23 protein-coding genes are annotated in these 23,414 nt (G+C 59.6%); 7 read left to right on the top strand and 16 right to left on the bottom strand.

Annotation, left to right across the window (positions count from 1 at the left end; all coding sequences use genetic code 11):
- The first annotated feature begins 182 nt into the window (after positions 1 to 182).
- A complete protein-coding gene (locus tag BDB13_RS03340; RefSeq protein ID WP_094270397.1) occupies positions 183 to 2,525 on the top strand; it encodes a putative bifunctional diguanylate cyclase/phosphodiesterase in 2,343 nt (780 codons plus the stop codon).
- Here the strand turns inward: BDB13_RS03340 and BDB13_RS03335 are convergent.
- The 3 genes from BDB13_RS03335 to BDB13_RS03325 form a co-directional block, all read right to left on the bottom strand.
- The gene (locus tag BDB13_RS03335) at positions 2,505 to 3,629 is read right to left on the bottom strand and encodes a GGDEF domain-containing protein (RefSeq protein WP_254922687.1); all 1,125 of its coding nucleotides are present in this window, start codon (positions 3,627 to 3,629) and stop codon (positions 2,505 to 2,507) included. The two genes, BDB13_RS03340 and BDB13_RS03335, sit on opposite strands and share 21 nt — an antisense overlap.
- Positions 3,630 to 3,684: 55 nt before the next feature.
- Complete coding sequence (locus BDB13_RS03330; RefSeq protein ID WP_094274642.1) at positions 3,685 to 4,809, bottom strand: GGDEF domain-containing protein; 1,125 nt, start codon at positions 4,807 to 4,809, stop codon at positions 3,685 to 3,687.
- A 136-nt stretch (positions 4,810 to 4,945) separates the two neighbouring features.
- On the bottom strand, positions 4,946 to 6,085 hold the full coding sequence (locus BDB13_RS03325) for a cation:proton antiporter (protein ID WP_094270396.1): 1,140 nt from the start codon (positions 6,083 to 6,085) through the stop codon (positions 4,946 to 4,948).
- Between the two features lie 89 nt (positions 6,086 to 6,174).
- Between BDB13_RS03325 and BDB13_RS03320 the strand changes: the two genes are divergently transcribed.
- The gene (locus tag BDB13_RS03320; protein ID WP_094270395.1) at positions 6,175 to 6,555 is read left to right on the top strand and encodes a cupredoxin domain-containing protein; all 381 of its coding nucleotides are present in this window, start codon (positions 6,175 to 6,177) and stop codon (positions 6,553 to 6,555) included.
- A 79-nt stretch (positions 6,556 to 6,634) separates the two neighbouring features.
- On the opposite strand, the gene BDB13_RS03315 is transcribed toward BDB13_RS03320, so the two are convergent.
- Genes BDB13_RS03315 through BDB13_RS03280 form a run of 8 tightly spaced genes read right to left on the bottom strand, consistent with a single transcriptional unit; the run spans position 6,635 to position 13,086 of the window.
- Complete coding sequence (locus tag BDB13_RS03315; protein ID WP_094270394.1) at positions 6,635 to 6,832, bottom strand: hypothetical protein; 198 nt, start codon at positions 6,830 to 6,832, stop codon at positions 6,635 to 6,637.
- A 13-nt stretch (positions 6,833 to 6,845) separates the two neighbouring features.
- Entirely contained in the window at positions 6,846 to 8,039 is a 1,194-nt protein-coding gene (locus BDB13_RS03310) for a globin domain-containing protein (protein ID WP_094270393.1), read from the bottom strand.
- Positions 8,040 to 8,072: 33 nt separating this feature from the next.
- Complete coding sequence (locus BDB13_RS03305) at positions 8,073 to 8,522, bottom strand: RrF2 family transcriptional regulator (protein WP_094270392.1); 450 nt, start codon at positions 8,520 to 8,522, stop codon at positions 8,073 to 8,075.
- Positions 8,523 to 8,575: 53 nt separating this feature from the next.
- Positions 8,576 to 9,694 (bottom strand): galactokinase, encoded by a 1,119-nt coding sequence (galK, locus tag BDB13_RS03300; protein WP_254922686.1) that lies wholly within the window; start codon positions 9,692 to 9,694, stop codon positions 8,576 to 8,578.
- Complete coding sequence (galT, locus tag BDB13_RS03295) at positions 9,691 to 10,794, bottom strand: galactose-1-phosphate uridylyltransferase (RefSeq protein WP_094270390.1); 1,104 nt, start codon at positions 10,792 to 10,794, stop codon at positions 9,691 to 9,693. The genes galK and galT overlap by 4 nt, the downstream gene beginning before the upstream one ends.
- Positions 10,791 to 11,417, bottom strand: coding sequence for an SMI1/KNR4 family protein (locus BDB13_RS03290; RefSeq protein ID WP_094270389.1), 627 nt, complete (start codon positions 11,415 to 11,417; stop codon positions 10,791 to 10,793). Before BDB13_RS03290 ends, galT begins: the two co-directional genes overlap by 4 nt.
- A gap of 20 nt (positions 11,418 to 11,437) precedes the next feature.
- Complete coding sequence (locus BDB13_RS03285) at positions 11,438 to 12,040, bottom strand: TetR/AcrR family transcriptional regulator (protein WP_094270388.1); 603 nt, start codon at positions 12,038 to 12,040, stop codon at positions 11,438 to 11,440.
- Complete coding sequence (locus BDB13_RS03280) at positions 12,037 to 13,086, bottom strand: saccharopine dehydrogenase family protein (protein ID WP_094270387.1); 1,050 nt, start codon at positions 13,084 to 13,086, stop codon at positions 12,037 to 12,039. Before BDB13_RS03280 ends, BDB13_RS03285 begins: the two co-directional genes overlap by 4 nt.
- 409 nt (positions 13,087 to 13,495) lie before the next feature.
- Between BDB13_RS03280 and BDB13_RS03275 the strand changes: the two genes are divergently transcribed.
- Positions 13,496 to 14,134: a YdcF family protein gene (locus BDB13_RS03275; protein WP_094270386.1), complete on the top strand. Its 639-nt coding sequence runs from the start codon at positions 13,496 to 13,498 to the stop codon at positions 14,132 to 14,134.
- 92 nt (positions 14,135 to 14,226) lie between these two features.
- Here BDB13_RS03275 and BDB13_RS03270 read toward each other — a convergent pair whose 3' ends face one another.
- From BDB13_RS03270 to BDB13_RS03255, 4 genes are all read right to left on the bottom strand, one after another.
- Positions 14,227 to 15,828, bottom strand: a complete 1,602-nt coding sequence (locus BDB13_RS03270; protein WP_094274641.1) for a DHA2 family efflux MFS transporter permease subunit — start codon at positions 15,826 to 15,828, stop codon at positions 14,227 to 14,229.
- Between the two features lie 140 nt (positions 15,829 to 15,968).
- Complete coding sequence (locus BDB13_RS03265; RefSeq protein ID WP_094270385.1) at positions 15,969 to 16,427, bottom strand: MarR family winged helix-turn-helix transcriptional regulator; 459 nt, start codon at positions 16,425 to 16,427, stop codon at positions 15,969 to 15,971.
- Between the two features lie 70 nt (positions 16,428 to 16,497).
- Complete coding sequence (locus BDB13_RS03260) at positions 16,498 to 16,929, bottom strand: MarR family winged helix-turn-helix transcriptional regulator (protein WP_094270384.1); 432 nt, start codon at positions 16,927 to 16,929, stop codon at positions 16,498 to 16,500.
- Between the two features lie 168 nt (positions 16,930 to 17,097).
- Positions 17,098 to 18,612, bottom strand: a complete 1,515-nt coding sequence (locus tag BDB13_RS03255) for an aldehyde dehydrogenase family protein (RefSeq protein ID WP_094270383.1) — start codon at positions 18,610 to 18,612, stop codon at positions 17,098 to 17,100.
- Between the two features lie 127 nt (positions 18,613 to 18,739).
- Here BDB13_RS03255 and BDB13_RS03250 point away from each other — a divergent pair, with 127 nt between their 5' ends.
- Both BDB13_RS03250 and BDB13_RS03245 read left to right on the top strand, forming a co-directional pair.
- Complete coding sequence (locus BDB13_RS03250; RefSeq protein WP_094270382.1) at positions 18,740 to 19,882, top strand: acyl-CoA dehydrogenase family protein; 1,143 nt, start codon at positions 18,740 to 18,742, stop codon at positions 19,880 to 19,882.
- A 9-nt stretch (positions 19,883 to 19,891) separates the two neighbouring features.
- The gene (locus BDB13_RS03245) at positions 19,892 to 20,584 is read left to right on the top strand and encodes a GntR family transcriptional regulator (RefSeq protein WP_094270381.1); all 693 of its coding nucleotides are present in this window, start codon (positions 19,892 to 19,894) and stop codon (positions 20,582 to 20,584) included.
- Here the strand turns inward: BDB13_RS03245 and BDB13_RS03240 are convergent.
- On the bottom strand, positions 20,581 to 21,204 hold the full coding sequence (locus BDB13_RS03240; protein WP_176459514.1) for a TetR/AcrR family transcriptional regulator: 624 nt from the start codon (positions 21,202 to 21,204) through the stop codon (positions 20,581 to 20,583). The two genes, BDB13_RS03245 and BDB13_RS03240, sit on opposite strands and share 4 nt — an antisense overlap.
- Before the next feature lie 76 nt (positions 21,205 to 21,280).
- On the opposite strand from BDB13_RS03240, the gene BDB13_RS03235 reads away from it, so the two are divergent.
- Positions 21,281 to 22,123 carry an oxygenase MpaB family protein gene (locus tag BDB13_RS03235; protein WP_094274639.1) on the top strand — a complete coding sequence of 281 codons (843 nt, stop codon included), beginning with the start codon at positions 21,281 to 21,283 and terminating at the stop codon, positions 22,121 to 22,123.
- Positions 22,124 to 22,231: 108 nt separating this feature from the next.
- Complete coding sequence (locus tag BDB13_RS03230; RefSeq protein ID WP_094270380.1) at positions 22,232 to 23,380, top strand: serine hydrolase domain-containing protein; 1,149 nt, start codon at positions 22,232 to 22,234, stop codon at positions 23,378 to 23,380.
- Positions 23,381 to 23,414 lie beyond the last annotated feature (34 nt).

Raw genomic sequence — 23,414 nt, 5'->3', positions numbered from 1 at the left:
AGTGAACTTCACCAAAAGGATTCTTCGGGAATGGCAACGGGGGTTGCGAAACAGTCGCCGAGTCGGGAAAATCGCCCGTAACGGGTAGTGCACTCGATAAGGACAACGGAGGGGGTTCGGATGTTTGAAAACCGGCGTCCGACCGCGGCTACGTGGACCTGCGACGGAGTCAGGTCACCTGAATGCTGACGGGTGTTAGGCAACCTGGACGTCGATTCGCGTTGTCAGCATCCGAGCGCGGAGATTTCTTTCGCCGCCAACTCGACGAGACCGCTTCTGTCGCACCGCTCTCGAACATGGCGTTCATACTCGGCATCGGTTCGGTAATCGTGTTCGTCATTCCGCCGGAACAAACAGTGGTTCGTGTGTTGGGTGGGATCACCATCCTGCTGGTTTTCCTCAACTCGACTCGCGTTGCAGTTTCTCTGAGAGTGCCGAGATGGAGACAGTCGACGCGCTTCGATTACATAGGGCTGATGCTCGAAGTTGTGGTGATCGCGATTCTCGACATCGTGCTGTTCTCGAAGTTGTTCACGACGATCGACTCCAACTACGACGTGGTAATTATCGCGACGATGGCTGGAGTCATGGGTGCCGGCACCATCAATTTCTATACAGTTCGCTCGGCCAGTCTCTCGTGGATATACATCCACGGACTGGGCTTGATGATTGTGTTCTCGATGCATTCCGAACCGTATTTGCCAGTGCTCGCGATCCAACTGGCGATCTACATGTTTGCTCTCACCGTCGGCGCGATGTATCTTTCGGCGTCATTTCAGCGACGTTGGATGGCAGAAATTCAAGCCGATTCAGAACGCCAGACGGTGTCGCTGCTGCTCGACGGGTTCGAAGGTGGATCGAGAGACTGGCTGTGGGAAGTCGACACCGACGGACGTTTTTCGCACATATCTCCGCGGTTATCCCAGCTCAGCGGACTGTCCGTGAGCGATCTGCAGGACATGACGTTCGGGCAATTACTCAATCACCTCGAGATCACCTCCAGCGATGAGGGTAAGGCGGCTGCGGAACTACTGGTCGACAAGTTCGAGCGGACAACACCGTTCCGGGACATAGTGGTTCCCATTCGGATAGACGGAGACCGACGGTGGTGGTCATTCTCAGCGAGTCCCCGAGTGCTCGAGGACGGTGAGATCCGTGGTTGGCGAGGTGTCGGATCCGATATCACCGAGCGTTACGTTCACGAGCAGGAAATTCTGCGACTGGCAGCAACCGATTCCCTGACGGGTCTCCCGAACCGGAGGTCCTTCGGATCGGAGTTGGAACGAGCGATCAACGGACGCGGCAACCTCGACCGAGTACGCGTCGCGATTCTCGATCTCGATAACTTCAAGTCGGTCAACGACACACTCGGGCATCCCGTCGGAGACCGATTGCTCCTCGCCGTTACCGACCGTCTTCGAACCGTTGCGGGCTCTGATGTTTTTGCGCGAATGGGTGGCGACGAATTCGGGATAGTCGCGCATGTCCCAGCCGGACGAAACTCGTACGTCGGATTCGAACGATATCTCGACGTACTGCAGGAACCCTTCTACATTGCGGGCAATCGCATCGAAGTCCGTGCCACAATCGGGTACGCCAACAATCCCGACGATGCCGGGGACGCCGACGAATTGGTGATGCTCGCCGATCTGGCACTGAACGAGGCTAAATCGACCGGCCGAAACAGGGTGGGCAAGTTTTCGCCGGCGTTGCGCGCCTGGGCGTCGGAGCGGGCCACAGCTCAGCAGGAATTGGACCGAGGGATCGCGGCCAACCAGTTCGAACTTCATTACCAACCGCAGGTGAACGCTACAACCGGGCAGGTTGTGGCGTTTGAAGCCCTCCTCCGGTGGAACCATCCGGTAAAGGGACTCATTGGGCCGAGCCAGTTCATCGGTGTGGCCGAAGAGACCGGCATGATCATTCCGCTCGGCGCCCAGGCAATGGCACTCGCCTGCGCCGAAGCTGCGAAATGGCCAGCGGGGATGCGTGTCGCCGTCAATGTTTCACCGGTGCAATTGCTCTCGATCGACTTCTGCAAGATGGTCGAAAGTGCGCTGGACGCCACTGGATTGGACCCCAAGTCGTTGCAACTCGAAATCACCGAAACCGGCGTTGTCGAGGACCGGGCAATCTCGGATCTCCACACATTGAGGTCTCTGGGAGTTACCGTCGCCCTCGACGATTTCGGTACCGGATATTCGTCTTTCGCGACACTTCAACGGCTTCCCATCGATGTCCTCAAGATTGATCGGTTTTTCATCGTCGACTGTGCCGATCATCAGATGGCCGTCGTGAAATCAGTGGTGGAACTCGCCTCGCTACTGGGCATGGTGTCGCTCGCCGAAGGTGTGGAAACGCCGGTGCAACTGCGTCGAGTCCAAGCAGTCGGGTGCGATCTGATTCAAGGATTTCATATCAGTAAGCCACTGAATGCTGCTCAACTCGAGGCGTATCTTGCTGCTACAGCGACTTCGTCCGGGCAGAACTTTCATCCGCTCGATTCAGATTTCAGTCGTCCGTAATCCGTTTCCGCCGGCAGTCTTCGCTTGATACATCAGCGAATCCGCGACGTTCGAAGCCAGCGAAATTGCCGACGCCCCACCGGCCCATGTCTTCGAATCGGTAGGCATGATTACCCCACCGACGCTCACCGTGGTGGGTATCGAATCCTGATCGTCGGACAACGCGGAATTGGTGCTGTCGATCAGGTAGGAAATTTTGTCCGGCGCCCCGGATATGACTGCCAGATATTCTTCGCCGCCGACGCGCCCGATGACCCCGTAGTGACCAAAATGGAGCGTCAAGCGGCTTGCTGTTCTCTGGATGACATGGTCGCCTTCGGAATGCCCGTAAATATCGTTGACCAGCTTGAACTTGTCGATATCGATGACGATGAACGCCAGGCATTCTTCTCTTGTTCTGGCGTGCTCGAGTAGTTCGGCGATTGCGGCGTCGAGTCCGCGCCGGTTATACAGTCCGGTGAGCGGATCGCGATCTGAATCGCGGGCGTCACGGTACAACGTGCGCCAGGCCAGATGCGAAAAGATTGGCATGAGCGTCACGACGCCGAGTAGGACCGTCGCTCGCGCCAGGAGGGTTGTCATGTTGACTTCGCCTTGCTGAAATGCGAGTACGAAGACGATGGCAGTAATCGTGGTAGCCCACAAAACGTGTGCTATCAGCCATTTTGCGCTGACGAACAAGGTTGCGAAGGTGCCGCCCACGGCAAAGATGATGCATCCGAAGGTGCCTGAGTCGCGGTCGGTGACCATGAGGACTGCCAGGCCGATCCCGAGATCGGCGAAAATGCCGTAGGCGAGAAGCCCGAATCGGCCGGGAAACGGAAGAGCGAACCAGCACGCAGTAACCACAATGGAAGCAGTGATCATGACTACCGAAAGCGATTTTCCGGTGAGGGTCGGCGGTGTATCGGGTCCGATCAATTTGAAGAATGCGGAAAGCCCGAAAATTATCGTCATCACACCGATTAGCGCACTGAAAATCGGTTGAATCGCGCGGCTCGAGCGTTGGTGCTTTATCCACTCATAGTCGTGCGGCTCGTAGAACCACTCCTTGATCGTGTACCAAGAACTGTTCCCTGCCGGTCGGGGAGCAGTTTCGGACATGAGGTTCATCTTGGCATTGAAATGCAGCAAGTAGAAAACAATTGTCTATTCGGTTTTAGATCTCCGTGGTCCGGATGCCGTTTCCGCCGGCGGCTTTGGCCTGATACATCATCGAGTCGGCAACGTTCGACGCGACCGCAATCGCAGTTGTCCCGCCGGTCCATGCCTTCGATTCCGTCGGCATGATCACCGCGCCGACGCTCACAGTGGTGGGTACTGCGTCCGGATGGCTGGAAATTGCCTCGACAATGCCGCCGATCAAGACGCTGATCAACTGGATAGGTCCCGATATGGCAGCGAGATATTCTTCGCCGCCGACCCGGCCGATGACCGCTCGCTGACCGAGATGAGTGCTGAGGCGGTCGGCTGTTCTCTTGATTACCTGGTCACCCTCGAAATGTCCGTGAACGTCGTTGACCAACTTGAACTTGTCGATGTCGACAACCACAAAGGCGAGAGACCACTGCTCGGCCCGGGCGTGCTCGAACAAGTCCAAGATCGCGGGGTCGAGTCCGCGGCGATTCAACAGTCCGGTGAGAGGATCCCGATCCGAGAATCGGGCGTCGCGGTACAGCGTGCGCCACGTCAGATGGGAGAAGATCGGAAGGAGGGTGACTGCGGTGAACAGAACGAGAGCGCGCGCCATGAGGGTAGTGGTGTCGGCATTTGTCTCCTGGAAGGCCAGAAAGAACACGATGATGCTGACGCCGGTCGCCCACACGACGTGCGCCAAAAGCCATCTGGCGCTGACAAACAGTGTGGCGAAGGTGCCGCTGACCACAAAGGCAATACACCCGAAGGTTGCCGATTCGCGATCGGTAACCATCAGAACCGCGCCCGCGAAGCCGATATCGGCAAAGACCGCGAATGCAATCAGGCCGCGCCGTCCCGGAAACGGTTGGGTGAACCAGAACGCCGCGACGAGACAGCATCCGACGACAACGCTGACCCCAAGGTACTTCCCGAACAAGGTCGGCGGGGCGTCCGGTCCGATCAATTTGAAGATGGCGGTAATCCCGAAAATTATCGTCATGAACCCGAGCAGGGCACGGAAAAGTGGCTGAATCGGACGGCTGGACCGCTGCTGTCCCAACCACTCGTAATCGTGCGGCTCGTCGAACCATTCTTTGAGCGTGCGCCACGGATTGCTCCCGGAAGGTGGGGGAACCGGGCGCGACATGGTGACTATCTTGGCACCGAATTCGGACAAGAGAAAACTAAACATTCATCGCGTCGAAACATTCGGTATTTTCAGGGAATTGGTCGAAAAGTATCGTAAGTAGCTGACCTGTTGCAGGTTTCGTAACCAGTGCAATTCAGTTAGAGGCGGTTAGCCCCGCCCGTGCCGCTGCCGAACCAGCCCACGTTGCAGTACCGACAGTGATCAAAGCCCCGAGAAGAATTGCTGCAGGTTCACCGTTTCCCAACACTCCCAGTTGTGAGCCCACCGTCACCGCAGCAACCGGAACACCGAGTTGCGCCGCCGACAACACACCCAGTGAAAGAGGTAAACCCGTGGCGCGCAGCGCCGAGTGGACGATCAGGGTTGCGCCGCCCAGAGCTACCCCCAGTCCAATCGACGACGGATGGCTGACCAGATCCCGAAGATTGATCGAAGCCCCGAGCCAGACGAAGAACAACGGCGCGAAGAAACCGTCCGTGATCGCAAAGAGTTGTTTCGCGAGGCGTCGAGGTTCCCCGATCGCAGCCAGGATAAGTCCGAAGGCAAAGCCGGCGAGCATAACGGACACGTGAGTGCTCGCCGCCAACGCGGCCAGCGAAAACAGGATCACCAGATTGATGCGCAGTTCGAGCGCGAACTTCCGCTTCTCCGAAAACTTGTGTAGCCGTCGCCAATCTCCGGATCGATGCAGTGCCCGCAGTACGAAGAATACTGCTACCGCTGCACTGGTCACCACGAGCGCACCGACCGCGGCCCGGACGGCATTTCCTGGATCGATGACGAGTGGCAGCGCAACGATGCACACGGTATCGGCGATGGCGACCTGCGCTGTCATCTGCAGAACCGACGTACCGCCGAGTGCAAGCGAATCCACGATCGGAAGAATGAGCGCAGCCGACGACGACGCGATCAGAACCGCATACAACGCCGCATGACCGGTAGCGAACACCGTCGACACCCCGAAACCGGCCAAGGCGGCAAGTGCGCCGACCACTACAGCCCGGCCGGCTCCCTTGCTGATCGCGGCGCGCACCTCGGGGTCGCGAACCGGCACATGTGAACCCGCCACCAACATCGTCAGCGCAAACCCGATATCCGCCAAGAACGTAAACGTCCGATCCGAGGAGTCGAGTAGACCGAACCCAGTCACTCCCAAAATGACGCCGGCGGCTAATTCGCCGACTACTACCGGAACGTGCCAGCTCAACCTCGCCGCCAGCAGTGGGCCGAGGAGGCCTGCGAGGGCTACCAATGCAAGTACTTCGAACGTCACCGGTGCCCCTTTTGTGGTTTGGGTTTGCCGCTCCGGGGTAATCATTGCACCGGGGACCTGATGGGGGCTCTGACGAGGAGGCCGAACCCATGAAGCGGGTTTGTGCGGTAACCGCTGCAATATTTTTGTCGACATTCGCGTTGGTCGGGTGCGGTGACACCACTAGTGACTCGGCCGGAATGCAGACCGTGTCGATTGTGGAAGCGGACAGTGTTGCGGCCGCGGCGCCGACGATCATCATCAACGGCTTCGAATATCAGACGCCGACAACCGTCGAACCCGGCCAAGTCGTCGCGATCCGCAATAACGGCAGTGTCAACCATTCCGTCACCTCGGACATGTCCGGCCTGTTTTCCGTCACGGTTGGGGCAAACGGGTCCGGATCCTTCAAGGCGCCCACTCAAGCCGGAACGTATGCCTTCCACTGCATCTATCACCCGAGCATGCACGGGACGTTGAAGGTGAAGTGAGGGAGGGGCCCGCTTCCTTCTGTCGGTCACGATTTTTGCCGACGGCTCAGGGCTGCTGAAGCTTCCGGTGGTGAGCTGACTATTCGTCGCTTGCCCGGCGGTCACCGATCCAGGTAAGTAGGTCCGGATCGGTGGATGTCAGGCGGTCCATTTCTTCGCCGCCGTCGCAGCGACACAGTGACACCGTGATCGATGTGGGGGTTCGCTGAAGAACCCGCCACGTCGCTCCGGAATCGGCCCAGCGCGAAAGAGTTTCGCGATCATTCTCTTCCGCCATCGATACTCCTGACTCAGGCGTTTGCCCAGCTGTCCGGTCCGAAGACCTCGTAGTGGATATTCTGCGCCGGAATGTCGCGTGCGATCAAGGATTCGCGCATCGACAGCATGAACGGCATCGGCCCGCACAGGAAGGCCTGCGTATCGGGTTCGAGTTTGATGTCGCGGAGATCCGCTCGTCCTTCGGTGACAGCCTCGAGCGATGAGTGCACTCCCAAGTCCTCGTACCAGCGATGCAACTTCGCTGCCGGAATCTTGTCGACGAGTGCGCTCAGTTCGGTTCGGTGTGCATGATCGGCGATGGACCGATCGGCATGAATGACAGAGACGGAGCGCGTCGCCCCGGTGTCGGCGAGATGGTTGAGCATGCCGATCATCGGAGTGCATCCGATGCCGGCGGATGCCAGTAGCAGCGGTGAATCGTCGTCGGGCATCGTGAGATCACCGAAAGGCGTAGTGACGGATAGAGTGTCACCTTCGAAGACGTTGCTGTAGAGGAAGTTCGACACCTCGCCGTCGAATTCTCCGGAGATTCGCTTGACGCTGATCCGCCAATCGGAACTGCTGGGCGTCGAGCACAGACTGTACTGGCGTATCTGACGAGCGCCGTCGGCCAAGACGACACCAACCGAAAGGTATTGTCCGGGAGAGAAAGTCGGAAGCTCACTGCCGTCGGTCGAGGCTAGTGTCAGGGACACGGTATCGGCGGACTGCAGCACGCGTTCGGTGATTCGAACTGTGCGCCACACCTCACCAGGTTCGACTCCGGCCAATTCGTAGAGGCCACGTTCCATCGAGATCAGTGTTTCTGCCATCAGCCAGTAGACCTCGTCCCAAGCGGCGGCAACCTCGGGAGTTACTGCCTCGCCGAGGATTTCGACAATTGCCGCGAAGAGGTGCTCGTGGACTATGGCGTACTGATCGGGTGTAATGCCGAGTGATGCATGCTTGTGCGCGATGCGGGACAGGATGAGATCTACCTTGTCCTGATCGGGTTCGAGTTGCAGCGTTGCGAATGCGGCGATTGCACCGGCGAGGGCCTTTTGCTGTTCGCCTTGCTTCTGATTGGCGCGATTGAACAGATCGCGTTCCAGTTCCGGGTGGGCTGTCAACATTCGCTCGTAGAACCGCGACGTGATATCTCCGATGGCGGCGCCGACCACGGGGAGGGTGGCGCGAATGACCTCGGTTGACTGTGGGGAAAGCATGAGATGCTCCGTTCGGTCGAAATTCGTTGGTGTTCAGCCTGCTTCGTCACTCCGAGTGGTGAGACGAAGGAGAACAGTCTTGGACGGCTGGCGTGTCACGTCTGCGATCGTGACACCGTCGAGTGAGGCGAAGAACGCTTCTTGCGCGTCGTGCAATGCGCTGCGAAGAAGGCATCCACCGCGTAGGGGGCACGGCTTGTCGCCTTCACAGTCGACCACCTCGCCGGGCCCTTCGAGGCGTCTGGCGAGCCAACCGATGGTGGCGGTGCGGCCGAGTTCGGTGATGGAAAGTCCACCGCTGCGGCCACGTTTGGTATTGACGATGCCCAGCTCGCCGAGGCGAGTAACAACCTTGGTTGTGTGGGCGTAGGACACATTGAGCTGCTGGGCAATCAGCCGGGTGCTGGGGGAGGCGTCGGCGTCGAGTACGGCTAGCCGCATGACGACGCGCAACCCCAGATCGGTGAACTGCGTCAGTTGCATGACTTGAACCTACATAATTCGCATCTGAAATGACTATTTATGTGAGGCGGCTCTCAGTCCCGATGGGCGGAGCCTGACGGTACCGCGTGAAAGAACCGCGGCGATGGCAGTGACCTGCGAATATAGGCATCTACTACATTTTGTCGTATATTTCGGAATTTACCAACGGGGGCGAGCGCGATGGCGCTTCCGCCGAACCCGCCGCCGGTCATTCTGGCGCCCACGGCGCCGCCCCGGCGCGCGGCGTCGACCGCCGCGTCGAGTTCGGGGCAGGAGACTTCGAAGTCGTCACGCAACGAAGCGTGAGAACTGTCGAGGAGTGAGCCGATCTCACCCACCCGGTTCTCACGCAAGAGCTTCCCGACGCCCCACACCCGCTCGTTTTCGGAGACGACGTGGCGGGCCCGGGACCGAAGGACTGCGTCGTCCAGTGATTCGACCTGGTCGAGGGTTGCCTCGCGCAAACTACTGACGCCGAGGATTTGTGCTGCGTCGGCGCACTGGGTTCGGCGCAGTCCGTATTGGCCGTCGGCGAGGGAATGTTTGACCCCGGTGTCGATGACGATGAGTTCGAAACCGGTGGACGGTAGGTCGAAGGGTATGTGTTCGGTGGAGTTGTCTCGGCAGTCCAGGAGAAGTGCTGTTGCGGGCCGGGCGAAGAGTGCGATGGTCTGGTCCATCCCGCCGGTGGGGGCTCCGACCCCTTCGTTTTCGGCACGGATACAGGCTTCGGCGAGTTGATGGCGGGAGAAGGGATTTCCGTGAAGTTCGTTGACGGCCAATGCTACTGAGCAGGTGAGTGCTGCGGAGCTGGAGAGTCCGGCGCCTACGGGTACTGAAGAGTCGAGGTAGAGATCGATGCCGATGTTGTCGAATCCGAGTGCCCACAGAACTGCTGTGGGATAGGCAGCCCAGCCGTGTCCGAGTACGCCGAAATCGCCTTCGTGGGCGGTTGCGGATTGCCGGCTGTGGATCCGCACCAGACTGTCGGCGCGCAGTGCGGCGGCAACGTAGGTGCGGTGTTCGAGGGCCACTGGTAAGCAGAGTCCGGCGTTGTAATCGGTGTGTTCGCCGATCAAGTTGACGCGGCCGGGGGCGGACCATACACCAGCCGGCTCGTAGCCGAAGGTTGCAAAAAATGATTGTTGCACAGCACTTTTCAGTGAGTTCACAGCGCTAACTCCCTCAAGCGGGCGGCCACGTTTTCGGGTACGGCGTCGTTGACCCATGCTCCCATCGCTGATTCGGATCCGGCGAGATACTTGAGTTTGCCCGGCGCCCGCAAGATCGAGAACAGTTGCAGGTGAAGGCGACTCAGAGAGCGATTGATTCGAACCGGCGCCTGGTGCCAGGCCGCGATGTACGGAACCTGATCAACTTCCGGGTAGAAGTGGTCGATGCGGCGCAGGAGATCCTGGTAGACCACGGCGAGTTCTGCGCGCTCATCCGTGTTCAGTGCGGGGAGGTCCGGGACGTCGCGATGGGGAGCCAGGTGGATTTCGATCGGCCACCGCGCTGCGACGGGTACGTACGCAGTCCAGTGTTCGCCGCTGTAGACCACGCGTGTGCCGGCGGCACGCTCGAAGTCGAGTACGTCGCGGAGCAGTGAGCGACCGGTGCGCTGAAAGTGCTTGTCGGCCTGGATGGAAATGGCTTCTGTCCGCGGTGTCACATACGGATACGCATAGATCTGGCCGTGGGGGTGACGGAGAGTTACGCCGATCTCCTCGCCCCGATTCTCGAAGCAGAATACCTGCTCGACCCCCGGCACAGCGGAAAGCTCTTCAGTGCGAGCAATCCAGGCCGAGATGATCGTCTTCATGCGGGCGAGTGGAAGATCGGCTACGGACGCAGTGTGATCGCTCGAAAAGCACAACACTTCACAGCGGCCGTCCGCGGGACGATCGAGCAAACCGAGGCGTGTTTCGTTGGTGTCGGTCTCCGCGCCGAATGCGAAGCTGGGAAATCGGTTCTCGAACACTGCGACGTCGTACTGCGCATCGGGTATCTCAGTGGCTGTGCCGGTTTCGCTGGTCGGGCACAGTGGACAGTCGGCCAGAGACGGTAGGTGTGTGCGGGTCATGCGATGTGACGCGATGGTGATCCACTCGCCTACGATCGCGTCGAAACGCATAGCCGAGTGATGGGTGGCCGCCGGTAGCTCCCGCAGATCGGGGGCGTCATGTGCTCGATCGGTGCCGACGTCGTCGAAGTAGATGATCTCGCGACCGTCGGCCAGCACTCGACGGTCCTGGCGATGCGGTGAACTCATACTTCGACTTCCCATTCCAAAACGCCTTTGCTCACAACGGGTTTCCAGACTCCGAGCACAGAACCCTCTTCGAGAGCGCTCGCGTGAGCCGCCAACATTACCGAGATGGAGGCCCAGATGGGGCCACCGGTGTCCAGGGATTCCTGCCCGTACTCGGCGACGCAGTTGTGTAGAGCGCCCGCCCGAGTGTCGACAAAGTAGTGATACTCGTCGAGGCCGGCAAACGGAACGTACGAAGGGATGAACATGCTTGCCGCAGTACCGGCTTCGTCCGCGTCGCGCAGATCCATCTCGTCCTCGGCATACAGCTCCACATTCTCGTAGATGGTTTCGTCCCAGGCTTCGAGGAGGTTGAGTCGGATCTCTACGGCTACGTCGAGGGGATAGAGGAACTTGTCGGGCAGAACGCTGCCGAGAAACAAGCCGGTGCGATCGTCGTGCGTTACGCTGCCGTTCTGCAGGCGGTAGAGATCTTTGAGTTCCGCGGGCCAATCGAACCCGGTGGACGCCTCGTATTCGGCGATAGTGTTCTCGGACAATCCCGGCTGCATCGCAGCAGCCGTCACCGGTGCGTGTGTACCGCACCATTCGGTGATCCGGCTCCATTCGTGTGCAACGCTCATGCGATTACGATACGTGCGCGTCACGACCCGTGAATCAGATACTGCAGCGTTTGCACAAGAATGGCGTCGGTCGATTCCGACCGGAGGTCGGCGATGCCTGAACGAAGGACTGACGAACCTTCGAGAACGCTTACCACTGACTCGGCTCGCCCGCGGAGTGCGACGGAATCGAGGTCGGGCTGCGCCCGAGCGACAATCCGGGCCACGTGAGCGACATACTGCCGGTAGAAGTCTCGAACGACTGCAGCGATCTCGGTATCGACAGAGGCAAGGGACCACACTTCGACGTACAGCCGAACAGTCGCCGGGTCCTCCTGCTCGGAGAGCAGAACGAGGATGAGCCTTTCGGAATCGGCCCGTGTGATCTGTGTATCGGATGCAGCCTCTGTCCAGGTGTTCGTCGTAGCAGTAAGCCGTGCGAGTGAACGTTCGAGTGCGCGCGACATGATCGCCCGTATGAGATCTGCCCGGGTAGGGAAGTAATGCTGAAGATGGCCGACACGAATGCCCGCGGCGGCGGCAAAGTCGCGCATCGCCGAGTGCGCATTGCCCGCAGTGATCAGGACTTCCTCGGCGGCGTCGAGAATCGCTGCCGCCCGGGCGGCTCCCTTCGAGAGTGTCATGTCCGCAATACTGCCACTCCGTGTTTCTCGAGTTCGCCGATGATGCGTTCCGGATGCGGAACCGATTCGGGGAAAGCAATTCCGGGGTGCATTTCGGTTCCGAGGACGCGTCGTAGTGCGAGGTATCCTCCCACTGCTGTCAGGTGTGCTTGACCGTTTGGATCGACCACGACGGCACTCGCGGCGCCATGAGGCCCGGACACATCGATCCGGATTTGTGCGCTGCCGCCGGTGCCGGGTGAGTAGAGGAGCGCTCGGCGTAGCGGCGTGAATCTGTCGCCGCGTCCCCACCGGAACAGTCCGGCCTTCTTGGCCGCGAGCAGTAGGTTTGTGGACACGTTCGAGCTGAATCCGATTCTGGTCGTGGCTGTTTCGACGTTCAGGGTGAGTGGAAACGTGAGCTGCTCGGGTGTGTCGATACGCGCCACTTTGGTTCTGGATCCCGGAAATTCGACCCACGTGGTATCAGTCAGCGGGCTGACGGTGATCGGGTTGCCGCGCAGCATCACTTCGTAGTCCTGGCCGAGACGGTCAATGAAGTCGACTGAATCGCGGCCGGCCTTGTCATTGGTGTCGTAGCGGATCGAAGTGGTGATCTCATCGGCAGCTCCGAGTTCGTGAACCAGTGCCGCAGCAACAAGATTGGTTACTCCGCCCATCCACCCTGATGACAGGTAGACCGGACTGGTGGGCGCCAGATGCCCTGCCAGAGTTGCTGCACGGGCAAGCCTTCCGGTCCACCTAGTTACATCGATGTACGGGACCGCGGCTTCTATGCACGCTCGTAGAACGCGGTCGTGTGGATCATTGACTGTCGAGACGACTGCACGGACTGTGGCGTCGAACGGGGTGGGGTCGCCGAGATCCCAGCGTCTTACCGAAACTCCTTGTGTTCTAGCGAGTTCAGCGCCGTCGGCGGGATTTCGACCGGCGAGCAGAAGCGGAAATTCGGGCGCAGCAAGGTTCGTCAATGCGGTGCCGACGGTTCCGTACCCCCCGACGATCAGGATCGGTGCGTCGGACCTGTGGTGCAGGGAATCGGTCATGCTGCCACTTTAGGTCAATTGACCTAAAGTGTCGAGCGAGAATAGTGTGGTCACCATTTGTGACCTTTGCGAGGGCAGTTTGAGCTGCGTCTACGGAAGCGCATCGCCAAACCTTTACTTCCGATTTGCAACAGATTGGAGAGTCGCGAGATGCGGTAAATTCCTTTGTGCACCAGAGAATTAGGTGATGTGCGAGTCCTGTCTGCTTCCTGATCGGCTGTGCTAGACAGCGAAGGTCGCTGTGCTCGACGACGAAGGTCGCTGTGCTCGACGACGAAAGTCGCTGTGTTCGACTCGAACGGATATGCATCGCCCCATCGGTTGCGTAACAATCCGATCAAAAGTGCGATATCCGAGTGTCTTGCCGATACCGTGGCGTGACATCCGACAATTCAGGGGAGTCAGCTTGATGGTCAATGTGCGCACATCTGTGTTGAAGGGAATCGCTGCAGCAGCTTTGGTGGCGGCGGCGGGGGTGGGACTTTCGCCGGCAACGGCGAGTGCAGATATAACACCGGTCACCGTGGTCAACGGTGTTCTCTCCGTCTTCGGGGGGTGCCAATCCCCAGTTCGAGAGGTGGTTGTGGTGTGTACTGGTGCAGAGTCCTTGACTCGCCGGTCTCCACTCCTGCTAGATCTCAACCCGGCGGGGACCAATATCGTCGTGCTCGGTGCCGGACTGTTCGACGACGGCACGATGCGTCCGATGCTGGTCGAGAGACTGCAGGCTGCGCTGGAGGTCGCGAATCAGTATCCAGCGGCGCCGATCATCACCAGTGGCGGCGCGCCTAAGTCCGGTATTACCGAGGCGAAGGCGATGCGTGACTGGCTTGTTGCCAACGGTATCAATCCCGGAAGGATCACCGAAGAAGGCCGGTCCGGGTCGACGGTCCAGAATGCGCAGAACACCGCGCAGATTCTCGCTGATCGCCGGGCAAGCGGTGTTGTTGTCGTCTCGAGTGCCAACCATGTCGAGCGGGCAATGATCGACTTCCGGATGGCAGTGGGCGCCGGCATTCCCGTCGCCGGAGTTATCGCTGCAACCTAGAGAGCCGCAACCTTCAATCGTTCGCGCTCAATAAGCAAACTTCGCCCCGGGACACTCGAGTGTCCCGGGGCGAAGTTTTTTGCTGCGGTTCTCTATCGTCGGGAGCCCACGTCTTCGGAGGTCGCGCCGGTCAGAACTACCGCTTCCGATTCGATATCGACTTCTTCGGTAGCAGTGAGTTTCGCGATCAACTGTTCGTCACCACTCTCCGTTCGCAGAGCCTTCTCTTTGATGAAGACGATGGCAAAGAGGCTGAGCAGGGCCAGAATTCCCGCGATGAAGAAGATTCGTGCGGTTCCGTCGCCGTACGACGCGCGGACGACATCGGCCACGGCCTCGGGCAGTTCCTTGAGGTTCGACAGTCCGGCGCCGGATCCGCCGGCTGAACTCATGTCGATGCCGAGCGCGCTCAATCCGCTGGTTGTCAGGTTTGCAACATGCGTGGAAAGAACTGCGCCCAGTACGGAGACGCCGGCAGCGCCACCGAGCGAACGGAAGAACGAGACTGTGGAACTGGCTGTTCCCAGATCGCTGGGTGCCACTGTGTTCTGCACTGCGAGTACAAGGTTCTGCATCACCATGCCCATGCCGGCGCCAAGGACGAAGAGGAAGAATCCGACCTGCACCATCGGTGTTGTGTGATCGATTGTGGACAGGAGGAAGAATCCCACGGACATTGCCAGCGAGCCGGCAACGAGGAAGCCCTTCCAGCGGCCGAACTTGGTGATGAGTGATCCCGAGATTCCGGACGAGAGAAGGGAACCGATCACCATCGGCAGCGTCAGGAGCCCGGCGACGGTGGGTGAGTACCCGCGTGCGATCTGGAAGTACTGCCCGAGGAATACTGCGCCGCCGAACATTGCGACACCGACGGCGATGCTGGCGAGCGTCGCGAGTGTGGTGGTGCGATCACGGAACAAGCGCAGGGGGATGATGGGTTCCTCGACTTTGCTTTCCACCCAGATTGCTACTGCCAGAAGAACGATTCCGAGGCCCACCAGGAAGAAGGACATTCCCGATGCCCACTCGAAGTTCTTGCCGGCCAAGGTGACCCAGATGAGAAGAGTGCTGACTCCGGTGGCGATGAGCGTCGCGCCGGCGTAGTCGATGCTGACGTCCTTCTTGACGACAGGAAGGTTCAGGGTTCGTTGAACGACGATCAGTGCGATGACTGCGAGGGGAACGCCGACAAAGAACGTCCAGCGCCAGCCGAGCCAGCTGGTGTCGACGATGACGCCGCCGATCAGTGGGCCTGCAACCGTGGCAATCGACATGACTGCTGCAATGGGGCCCTGGTAGCGGCCACGTTCACGGGGACTGAACATTGCGGCGATAACGATGATGACCAGTGCCTGCAGACCGCCGAGGCCGAGGCCCTGGATTGCGCGGAATCCGATCAGCATGCCCACGGATTGTGACAGTCCGGCCAGAACGGAACCGATGGTGAAGAGCGTGATGGACAGCTGGACAAGCAGTTTCTTGCTGACCAGATCGGAGAACTTTCCCCAGATGGGAGTTGTTGCGGTGGAAGCCAACAGGGTTGCCGTCACGACCCAGGTGTATTGATCCTGGGTGCCGTGAAGCTCGGTAATGATGGTAGGCAATGCATTTGACACGATGGTCGATGACAGGAATGCAACGAACATGCCGAGAAGCAGCCCGACGAGCGCTTCGATCTTCTGCTTGTGTGTCATCGGGGCTTCGGGCGGCAGTGTTGGTGAAGCCGGTGTTGGTGACGACGGTGGAGCGTCCGTGGACTTGGCTGTATCCATGAGTTTCCTTGCATCGGAGAATTATTCGAGCTGTGGAAAAAGAGAGAATCGACGAAGGTTCGTCAACGGAGAGTTGTTGCGTTTTCACAGGTGGACCGGCGGAGGCGCTCGAGTGATCGCGCCAGTTCGGCGGCCTCTTCTTCGGTCCAGTCATGCAGGTGCGTGAGGAGTCGTTGCGTGTGCGCCCGCCGATGGACAGCGAGTGCTTGTTTTCCCGAAGGGGTGAGTGAGAGCAGTGATGCCCTACCGTCGTTCGGGTCTGCTTGGCGCTGGAGGTATCCGGCGTCTTCGGCCTGTGCTGCGTGTCGACTGAGGGTTGACGCGGTGATTCGCAATTTTGCGGCTAGTTCGGTAGTTCTGCTCACCTCGTCTGCAGACATCAGTGAGAGCAGTGCGCCCATTGCCTCAGGAAGCGCGCCGCGTGTTTGTCCATGGGATCCGGCCCATGCGATTTCGCGATGCCGTCGCACGAGCGCACGCAGGCTGTGTATGACGGACTCGGCTGTTTCGGGTGTGACCATCGCCGCTCCTCGTCTAGTTGAATATTGCAACTATAAGACAAGTTGGTTGCAGTGCGCAACTGTTTTGGGATTAGTTCTCCGAATTGCCGAGGCGTCGGAGCAATGACGTCAGCGTGACGATGTCCTCGGGCTTCCAGGTGGCCAGACGGGCACGCCACTCGTCGATCTGACGGTTCTGGATGTTGCTCAGTTTCGTTTTGGCGTCAGGCGTCAACGCCACCAGTTTGGCGCGGGCGTCGTCGGGATCCGGAATCCGCTCGACCAGTCCGAGGCGCTCAGCAGCATTGATCTGCCTTGTCAGGGTGGATTTCTCGATGTCGAGCGTCGAGATCAGCTCGGACATGCGAACGGCTTTGTTCCGGTTCAGGATGACCAGAACAGGGTAGAGCGCCGGATCCAGCTTCGGATGAATTGCCCGGGCATACTTCCGGGAGCGAGCACGACCCCGTTGCCACATGTCGGCGAGTTCCGTTTCCAGGCCGGTGATGGGATCTGAAACCACAGTTGCTACCCCTTTGATGCGTTGCTTCCGGTGTTCATCCAACCAGAAGTTCGACCACCGTGATTGCCGGGAATCCATTCCGAGCGAAAGTGCCGTTGGGCGCCTTGGATGCGCCGAACGGCACTTTCGCTCAATTCGGTGGTGGGGAAGTGGTCGTGCCGGCCAGTCTCAGCCGTGCCGCTTCGCCAACATCCAGCGGGATATCTTCATGGCGCGGGCTTTGCGTTCGATGGTCAGCAGGTCGAGTGGGGCGTTGAACCTCTGTACGGCAACGGACTTGACGCTGCTGAATTCGCGCAAGCCGTCTGCCCCGTGAATTCTGCCGAATCCGGAATCGCCGACGCCACCGAAGGGCAGTGCCGCGATCGAGGCGAACCCGAGAACCGAATTGACTGTGACAACAACACATTCGAGACGCTCGGCAATTGCTCGCCCCTGCGCGGAGCTTTTGGTGAACACGGAGGCTCCCAAGCCGTATTTGGATGCGTTGGCCCGTTCGATTGCTTCGTCCATGTCCTCCACTTTGTTCACGACGACGCTGGGGCCGAAGGTTTCTTCTGTGATCGCGGTGGAGTTCTCGGGTACTTCGGTCAAGATGATGGGGTCGATGAACGGGCCACGGAAGGAATCGAGTCCGCCGAGAACGGCTTTCGCTCCCCGATTGAGGGCGTCCTCGACATGTCCTCGGACAATCGCGGTCTGCTTGCCCAGTGTCATGGGCCCGTATGTCGCGGAATCGCTATCTCCGGCATGTGCATCGGTCAGGGCTGTCGTGAGTTTGGAAAGAAATGCGTCGTAGACCGGGGCTGCGACATAGATGCGCTCGACGCCGGCGCATGTCTGTCCGCCGTTGCCGACGGCGCCGAAGGCCGCAAAGCTGACTGCTGCATCAAGATTGGCGTCGGAGTTCACCAGCATGGCGTCCTTGCCGCCGCATTCGGCGACCAGCGGGGTCAGGGTTTCGGCACACGTCGCCATGACCCGTTTGGCGGTTGCTGTTGATCCGGTGAATGCGATCTTGTCCACTCCGGACGAACACAGCAATGCGCCGGTCTGTCCGTCCCCGGTAATGGTTTGCAGGACAGGGTGACCCGGTGCGGCAATGTTCCACAGGCGTGCCAGTTCGATACCCACTCCGGGCGAGAGTTCGCTGGGTTTGAAGATGACGGCATTTCCGGCAGCCAGGGCGTAACCGATTGATCCCATCGGGGTGTAGAGCGGATAGTTCCACGGGCCGATGACTCCGACGACACCCATCGGGCGGTAGCCGACCGACGCTGATTGGTTGGCGCTGATCAGTCCGGCTCCGACGCGTCTGCGGCGCAGCACCTTCTGTGCATTGCGGGCAGCCCAGTCGAGGTGCTCGAGCGCCAGCATCACCTCGAGGACAGCGTCGTCGGCAGGTTTTCCGGTCTCGGCGGAGATGATCGCGGCCATCGCTTCTGCATTGTTCGCGATTGCCGAGCGGAAGTCCCGCAACACTTTTTGTCGTCCGGAGAATCCGAGTTGATCCCACCACCGGGCGGCCGTGCGGGCAGTGCCGACGGCATTGTCGACGGCGGTTCGATCCGCAACAGGGTATCGAGCGATGACAGTGTTGTCTCGGGGATCGAAGCTGGCGAAGGTGTTGTCGTCGGCGTGAGGATCGATCGATGTGCTCTGGCTGCCGAGTTGTTCCGTCATCTGGGTGAGTCCTCCACGTTTCGACGCATCACATATATGTGATGTGATTTACTGTGCTGGGTGTCACAGTATGCGCCGGAGTGCGCAACGACAACCCCCTCAAGATCACACCACTCGGGAGCAGTCGATGTACATGGATTTCACGCAGGAACAGTCCGATTTCGCCCGATCCGTCGCGGCATTCTGTAAGAAGGAAAGTGGCACGCGGGGTCAGCGCGACCAACTGACCAACTTCGGCGAACACAACCACAACCAGGCCTTCTACGAGAAGATGGCAGGATTGGGCTGGCTCGGCTTGACCGTCCCCGAAGAATTCGGTGGATCCGCCGGCAGCACAGTTGACCTGTGCATATTCCTCGAAGAAGCGGCCAAGGGCATGGCTCCGATCGGCGGCCTCGGACCTACTGTCATCACGGGTGCGGCGTACGAGAAATTCGGTAGCCCGGCGCAGAAGAAGGAAGTACTCGGCGGCATCGTTCGAGGTGCGTCGCAGTCGATCTCGATGTCGGAACCCGAGGCCGGATCAGACGTCGGCAATCTCAGTTGCCGTGCCGAGAAGGTTGACGGTGGGTGGCTGATCAACGGTCAGAAGACGTGGTGTTCCAATGCCCATTTTGCCGAGAACATTCTGCTGGTGGCGCGCACTTCCCGAGGTGCAGGCAAGCACGAGGGCCTGACGATGTTTCACGTCCCGGCGAACGTCGACGGATTGAAGATCAGCGGCATCGACACCATGGGCGGCAAAGAGGTCAACGACCTCTACTTCACGGACACGTTCCTGCCGGAGGATGCGGTGGTCGGCGAGGTGGGCAACGGTTGGAAGCAGCTGATGGCCGGACTCAATATCGAACGACTCATTCTTGCGGCCATGATGCTGGGAACGGCGCAGCGGGCATTCGATGACACTCTCGAATTCATCACCACCCGTAAGCAATTCGGCAGGCCGGTCGGATCGTTCCAGGCTTTGCGTCATCGGATCGCAGACCTCGCCACCGAAATCGAATGCGGTCGGCTCCTGGTCTACAGCGTCGCGCGGATGGTTGACGCCAACCCGACGACGATGTTTCCGCGAGAAGCATCGATGGCCAAGCTCAAGCTCACCGAGACCGCCAAGAAGGCGGCACTCGAAGGCATGCAGATGATGGGCGGGTACGGTTACGCCACTGAGTTCGACATGGAACATCATGTGCGGAAGACTCTTGTGTCTTCCATTTACGGTGGTACCAACGAGATTCAGCGAGACATCATCGGTAAGACGTACGGACTGTGAGGATCGGTTGTGGCAGCGCCTGCACGCTCTAGGTCGGCGAACCCTGTTCTGAGACGGCGTCCGCAGCTGTCCGAGGACGTCGCCAATCACGTTCGCAACGTGATCATGTCGGGCGGCGTGCGGCCGGGCGACTTCATTCGATTGGATGAAACTGCAGCAGAACTCGGTGTGAGTGTGACACCGGTGCGAGAGGCCCTCGTCGCTTTGCGCGGCGAGGGAATGGTCGAACTGGTGCCGCATCGGGGTTACATCGTGTGTCCGTTGAGTCGACAGGACATCGAGGACATCTTCTGGCTGCAGGGTGAGATCGCGGTCAAATTGGCGCTACGAGCAACCGACGGTATTACCGCTGAGCATCTGGCCGAATTAGTGCAACTGAACTCAGCGCTGCGAGATGCGCTCGAGCGTTCCGATGCAACGGCGATCGAGCAGTGCGAGTTCGAGTTTCACCGTCTGATTAATCGAGTGGCGGGCGGCGCCAAGCTGGGCTGGTTCCTCTTCGGCGCTATCCGGTACACGCCGGCTCGGCTGTACGCGACTGATCCGGGCTGGGGTGAGCTGGCAGTGAAGAGTCACGACAAGCTGATCGAGGCCTTCGAGAAGCGAGACTTGGGGCAGGTGGACAGGCAGATGCGAGTGCAGTTCTCCGACGGTGCCGAGCGACTCCTCGCCCATCTCGACAAGCTCGGAATCTGGGACTAGTCCGGCTGATTCATTGACGGTGCGAGAAGGATTGCAGCGCACTCGGATACCAGTTCTTCTTCCGTGACGTCGATGTAACCGTCGAGCCAGGCACTGAGAGTTTGTGCGAGACCACCCACCAAGAAGGTGGCTGTCAGGGTCAGTTGTCTGCTGTCCCCGAGTCGGTAGAACGTTTTGGCGTTGCCGGCGAGGAGTCCGACAAACGCCATCGTCGAATCACGACGTCGGTTGGCAAGTATCGGGTTGGTCAAGGCGGTCGAGAACAGTAGGCGGCCGCGCCGAGGGTCGCGCGCGATGGTCTGGACGATATTCGCGATGCCGGCAACCGCCTTGTCGTGCTCGGATTCGGCGGTGTCTACGGCAGCCTGGGTGGATATCGCAATGTCGGTGACAACGCTGTCGTACACGGCCGACATCAGCGCGTCGCGGTCGGCAAAGCTTTCGTAGAAGTACCGGGCGGCGACACCAGCCTGTTTGCAGACTCCGCGAACCGTGAGTTCAGGTTCCGGTGATCCCATCAGTTCGAGGCCGGCCTCGATCAGGGACTCACGTCGTTGCTCCACTCGACGTGCCCCGTCGACGCCGCCATAGGGGCGCGGTTGGTCATTCATGTAGACCATCTTGACATCTTGTCGTTTCGAAGATTCACTAATCTGATCACGCATGTTCGCAGATATGGTCACAGAGGGAGCAGGAATGACGACGGGCGAGGAATTGACGCGAAGTGTCGACGTCGACGCGGAGATCGAAAAAGCGATGTCCGGCCTTGGGTTACTGGCTGCCGGAGCGAATGTGATCATGCAATTGGGCAGGCCTGCAGTGGGTTACGGCGTCTACGAGAGCAAGGTCGAAACCGGGCGCCTGGACCGTCATCCCGTGAAGCGGACTCGGACGACGCTGACGTATCTGTCCGTCGCCTCGCTCGCCACTGACGAGGAGAAGAAGAAATATCGGCATGCCGTCAATGGTGCGCACAAGCACGTTCGCTCCGATGAGAACAGTCCGGTCGAATACAACGCATTCGATCCCGAGCTCCAGCTCTGGGTAGCGGCCTGCCTGTACCGGGGGTTCGAAGACGTTTACAAGATCTTGTACGGAAATCCGGATCGGGCAACGCACGAGGCGATTTATCAGCGCAGTGCAACGCTAGGCACGACGTTGCAGATGCGCCGTGAAATGTGGCCGGCAGACCGAGACGCCTTCGAGGTCTACTGGAACGACAATCTGGAAAAGATCAGCATTGACGAGACGATCCGCGCGCACCTCTACGGAATTGCGTCGGCGTCGTTCACTCATCGGGTCCTTCATCCGGTAGTCGGACCTTTCAACAGGTTTGTGACTACGGGCTTCCTTCCGCAGACATTTCGCGACGAGATGCGGCTGCCGTGGAGCGCGACGCGTCAACGCAATTTCGATCGATCGATGCGCGTCGTCGCCCGGGTGAATCGGTACACGCCGAAGATCGTGCGGATGTTCCCCTACAACTTTTGTCTCTGGGATTTCCGTCGTCGAATCGCACAGGGAATTGCGCTGGTCTGAGCGATGACGACGGGCAGATAGTGATTGACATCACGTCGAAATTCGGCACATACTCATCCAGTTGTCCGAGGTCGAGGTCGAGTTTCATTCAATTTCTGGAGGCTGTTCGTGACCGGTGTCGAAGGTGTATGCGATCCACGATTTTCCGAGCTGAGGAGTGCGCTCGAACGAAATATTGCTTCCGGCGAGGACGTCGGCGCGTCCATTGCAGTCACGATCGACGGGGAATTCGTCGTGGACATGTGGAGCGGTTGGATTGATACGGAACACACCGCGCCGTGGGAACGGGACACGATCACTAACGTGTGGTCCTCCACTAAAACTGTGACGGCACTGGCAGCGCTGATGTTGGTCGACCGCGGGTTGTTGGACCTACACGCGCCGGTCGCGCAGTACTGGCCCGAGTTCGCAGCGAACGGTAAGGATCGGATCGAGGTCCGTCACTTGCTCTCTCATACGTCAGGGGTGTCGGGATGGGATCAACCGTTCACCGTGGAGAACATCTTCGACGACGAGTATGCAACAGCGCGATTGGCGACGCAGGCGCCGTGGTGGGAGCCGGGCACAGCCTCGGGCTATCACGCCCAGAACTACGGACATCTGATCGGCGAGGTCGTCCGGCGCATCGACGGGCGCACCCTCGGCCGATTCATCGACGAAGAAATTGCCGGTCCGCTGGCTGCAGATTTCCGACTCGGACTGCCGAAATCGGAGTACGGGCGCGTCTCCAACGTCATTGCCCCGCGGCCGACGCGGCCGATCGACTTCGCCGCGCTCGGGATGGACAGCGTGATGGTCAAGACCTTCACGGCGCCGCCGACCGACGCAGCAACTTCGGAGTCCGACGGTTGGCGCGCGGCCGAGATCGGGGCAGCCAATGGCCATTCCAATGCGCGGGCGCTGGCTCGCATTCAGTCTGTGATCGCCTGCGGAGGGAAGGTCGGAGATGTTCGACTCCTGTCCGAGGAGACCATCGGCATGATTTTCGAAGAACAGTCGCACGGAATTGATCTGGTCTTGGGTATTCCGATTCGATTCGGCGTCGGCTTCGGATTGCCGACGCCCGAGTCCGTCCCGTTCATTCCGGCCGGGCGAATCTGTTTCTGGGGTGGTTGGGGCGGTTCTCAGGTCATCATCGACACCGACAGGCGCATGACTATTTCGTACGTGATGAACAAAATGGGGTCCTCCCCCGGTTTGCTCGGGTCGGAGCGGTCAGCCGAGTACGTATCGGCAGCGTACGAAGCTGTGAACTAATCGATCTGCAAGTAGCTAACCTTCGACGTAGCTG

The sequence above is a fragment of the Rhodococcus sp. OK302 genome (assembly GCF_002245895.1).
GTDB lineage: Bacteria > Actinomycetota > Actinomycetes > Mycobacteriales > Mycobacteriaceae > Rhodococcus_F.
Note: the sequence above shows the minus strand (reverse complement) of the source record. Positions and strands in the feature narration are given on the sequence as shown.

Coding starts and splice junctions, on each gene's coding strand:
- BDB13_RS03305 (WP_094270392.1), bottom strand. CDS start 8,522: ATGCAACTGACGCAGTTCACCGATCTGGGGTTGCGCGTCGTCATGCGG.
- BDB13_RS03240 (WP_176459514.1), bottom strand. CDS start 21,204: ATGGTCTACATGAATGACCAACCGCGCCCCTATGGCGGCGTCGACGGG.
- BDB13_RS03265 (WP_094270385.1), bottom strand. CDS start 16,427: ATGGTCACACCCGAAACAGCCGAGTCCGTCATACACAGCCTGCGTGCG.
- BDB13_RS03315 (WP_094270394.1), bottom strand. CDS start 6,832: ATGGCGGAAGAGAATGATCGCGAAACTCTTTCGCGCTGGGCCGATTCC.
- BDB13_RS03250 (WP_094270382.1), top strand. CDS start 18,740: ATGTACATGGATTTCACGCAGGAACAGTCCGATTTCGCCCGATCCGTC.
- BDB13_RS03275 (WP_094270386.1), top strand. CDS start 13,496: ATGGTCAATGTGCGCACATCTGTGTTGAAGGGAATCGCTGCAGCAGCT.
- BDB13_RS03290 (WP_094270389.1), bottom strand. CDS start 11,417: ATGAGCGTTGCACACGAATGGAGCCGGATCACCGAATGGTGCGGTACA.
- BDB13_RS03280 (WP_094270387.1), bottom strand. CDS start 13,086: ATGACCGATTCCCTGCACCACAGGTCCGACGCACCGATCCTGATCGTC.
- BDB13_RS03340 (WP_094270397.1), top strand. CDS start 183: ATGCTGACGGGTGTTAGGCAACCTGGACGTCGATTCGCGTTGTCAGCA.
- BDB13_RS03335 (WP_254922687.1), bottom strand. CDS start 3,629: ATGTCCGAAACTGCTCCCCGACCGGCAGGGAACAGTTCTTGGTACACG.
- BDB13_RS03320 (WP_094270395.1), top strand. CDS start 6,175: ATGAAGCGGGTTTGTGCGGTAACCGCTGCAATATTTTTGTCGACATTC.
- BDB13_RS03255 (WP_094270383.1), bottom strand. CDS start 18,612: ATGACGGAACAACTCGGCAGCCAGAGCACATCGATCGATCCTCACGCC.
- BDB13_RS03235 (WP_094274639.1), top strand. CDS start 21,281: ATGACGACGGGCGAGGAATTGACGCGAAGTGTCGACGTCGACGCGGAG.
- galT (WP_094270390.1), bottom strand. CDS start 10,794: ATGAGTTCACCGCATCGCCAGGACCGTCGAGTGCTGGCCGACGGTCGC.
- BDB13_RS03310 (WP_094270393.1), bottom strand. CDS start 8,039: ATGCTTTCCCCACAGTCAACCGAGGTCATTCGCGCCACCCTCCCCGTG.
- BDB13_RS03270 (WP_094274641.1), bottom strand. CDS start 15,828: ATGACACACAAGCAGAAGATCGAAGCGCTCGTCGGGCTGCTTCTCGGC.
- BDB13_RS03285 (WP_094270388.1), bottom strand. CDS start 12,040: ATGACACTCTCGAAGGGAGCCGCCCGGGCGGCAGCGATTCTCGACGCC.
- BDB13_RS03330 (WP_094274642.1), bottom strand. CDS start 4,809: ATGTCGCGCCCGGTTCCCCCACCTTCCGGGAGCAATCCGTGGCGCACG.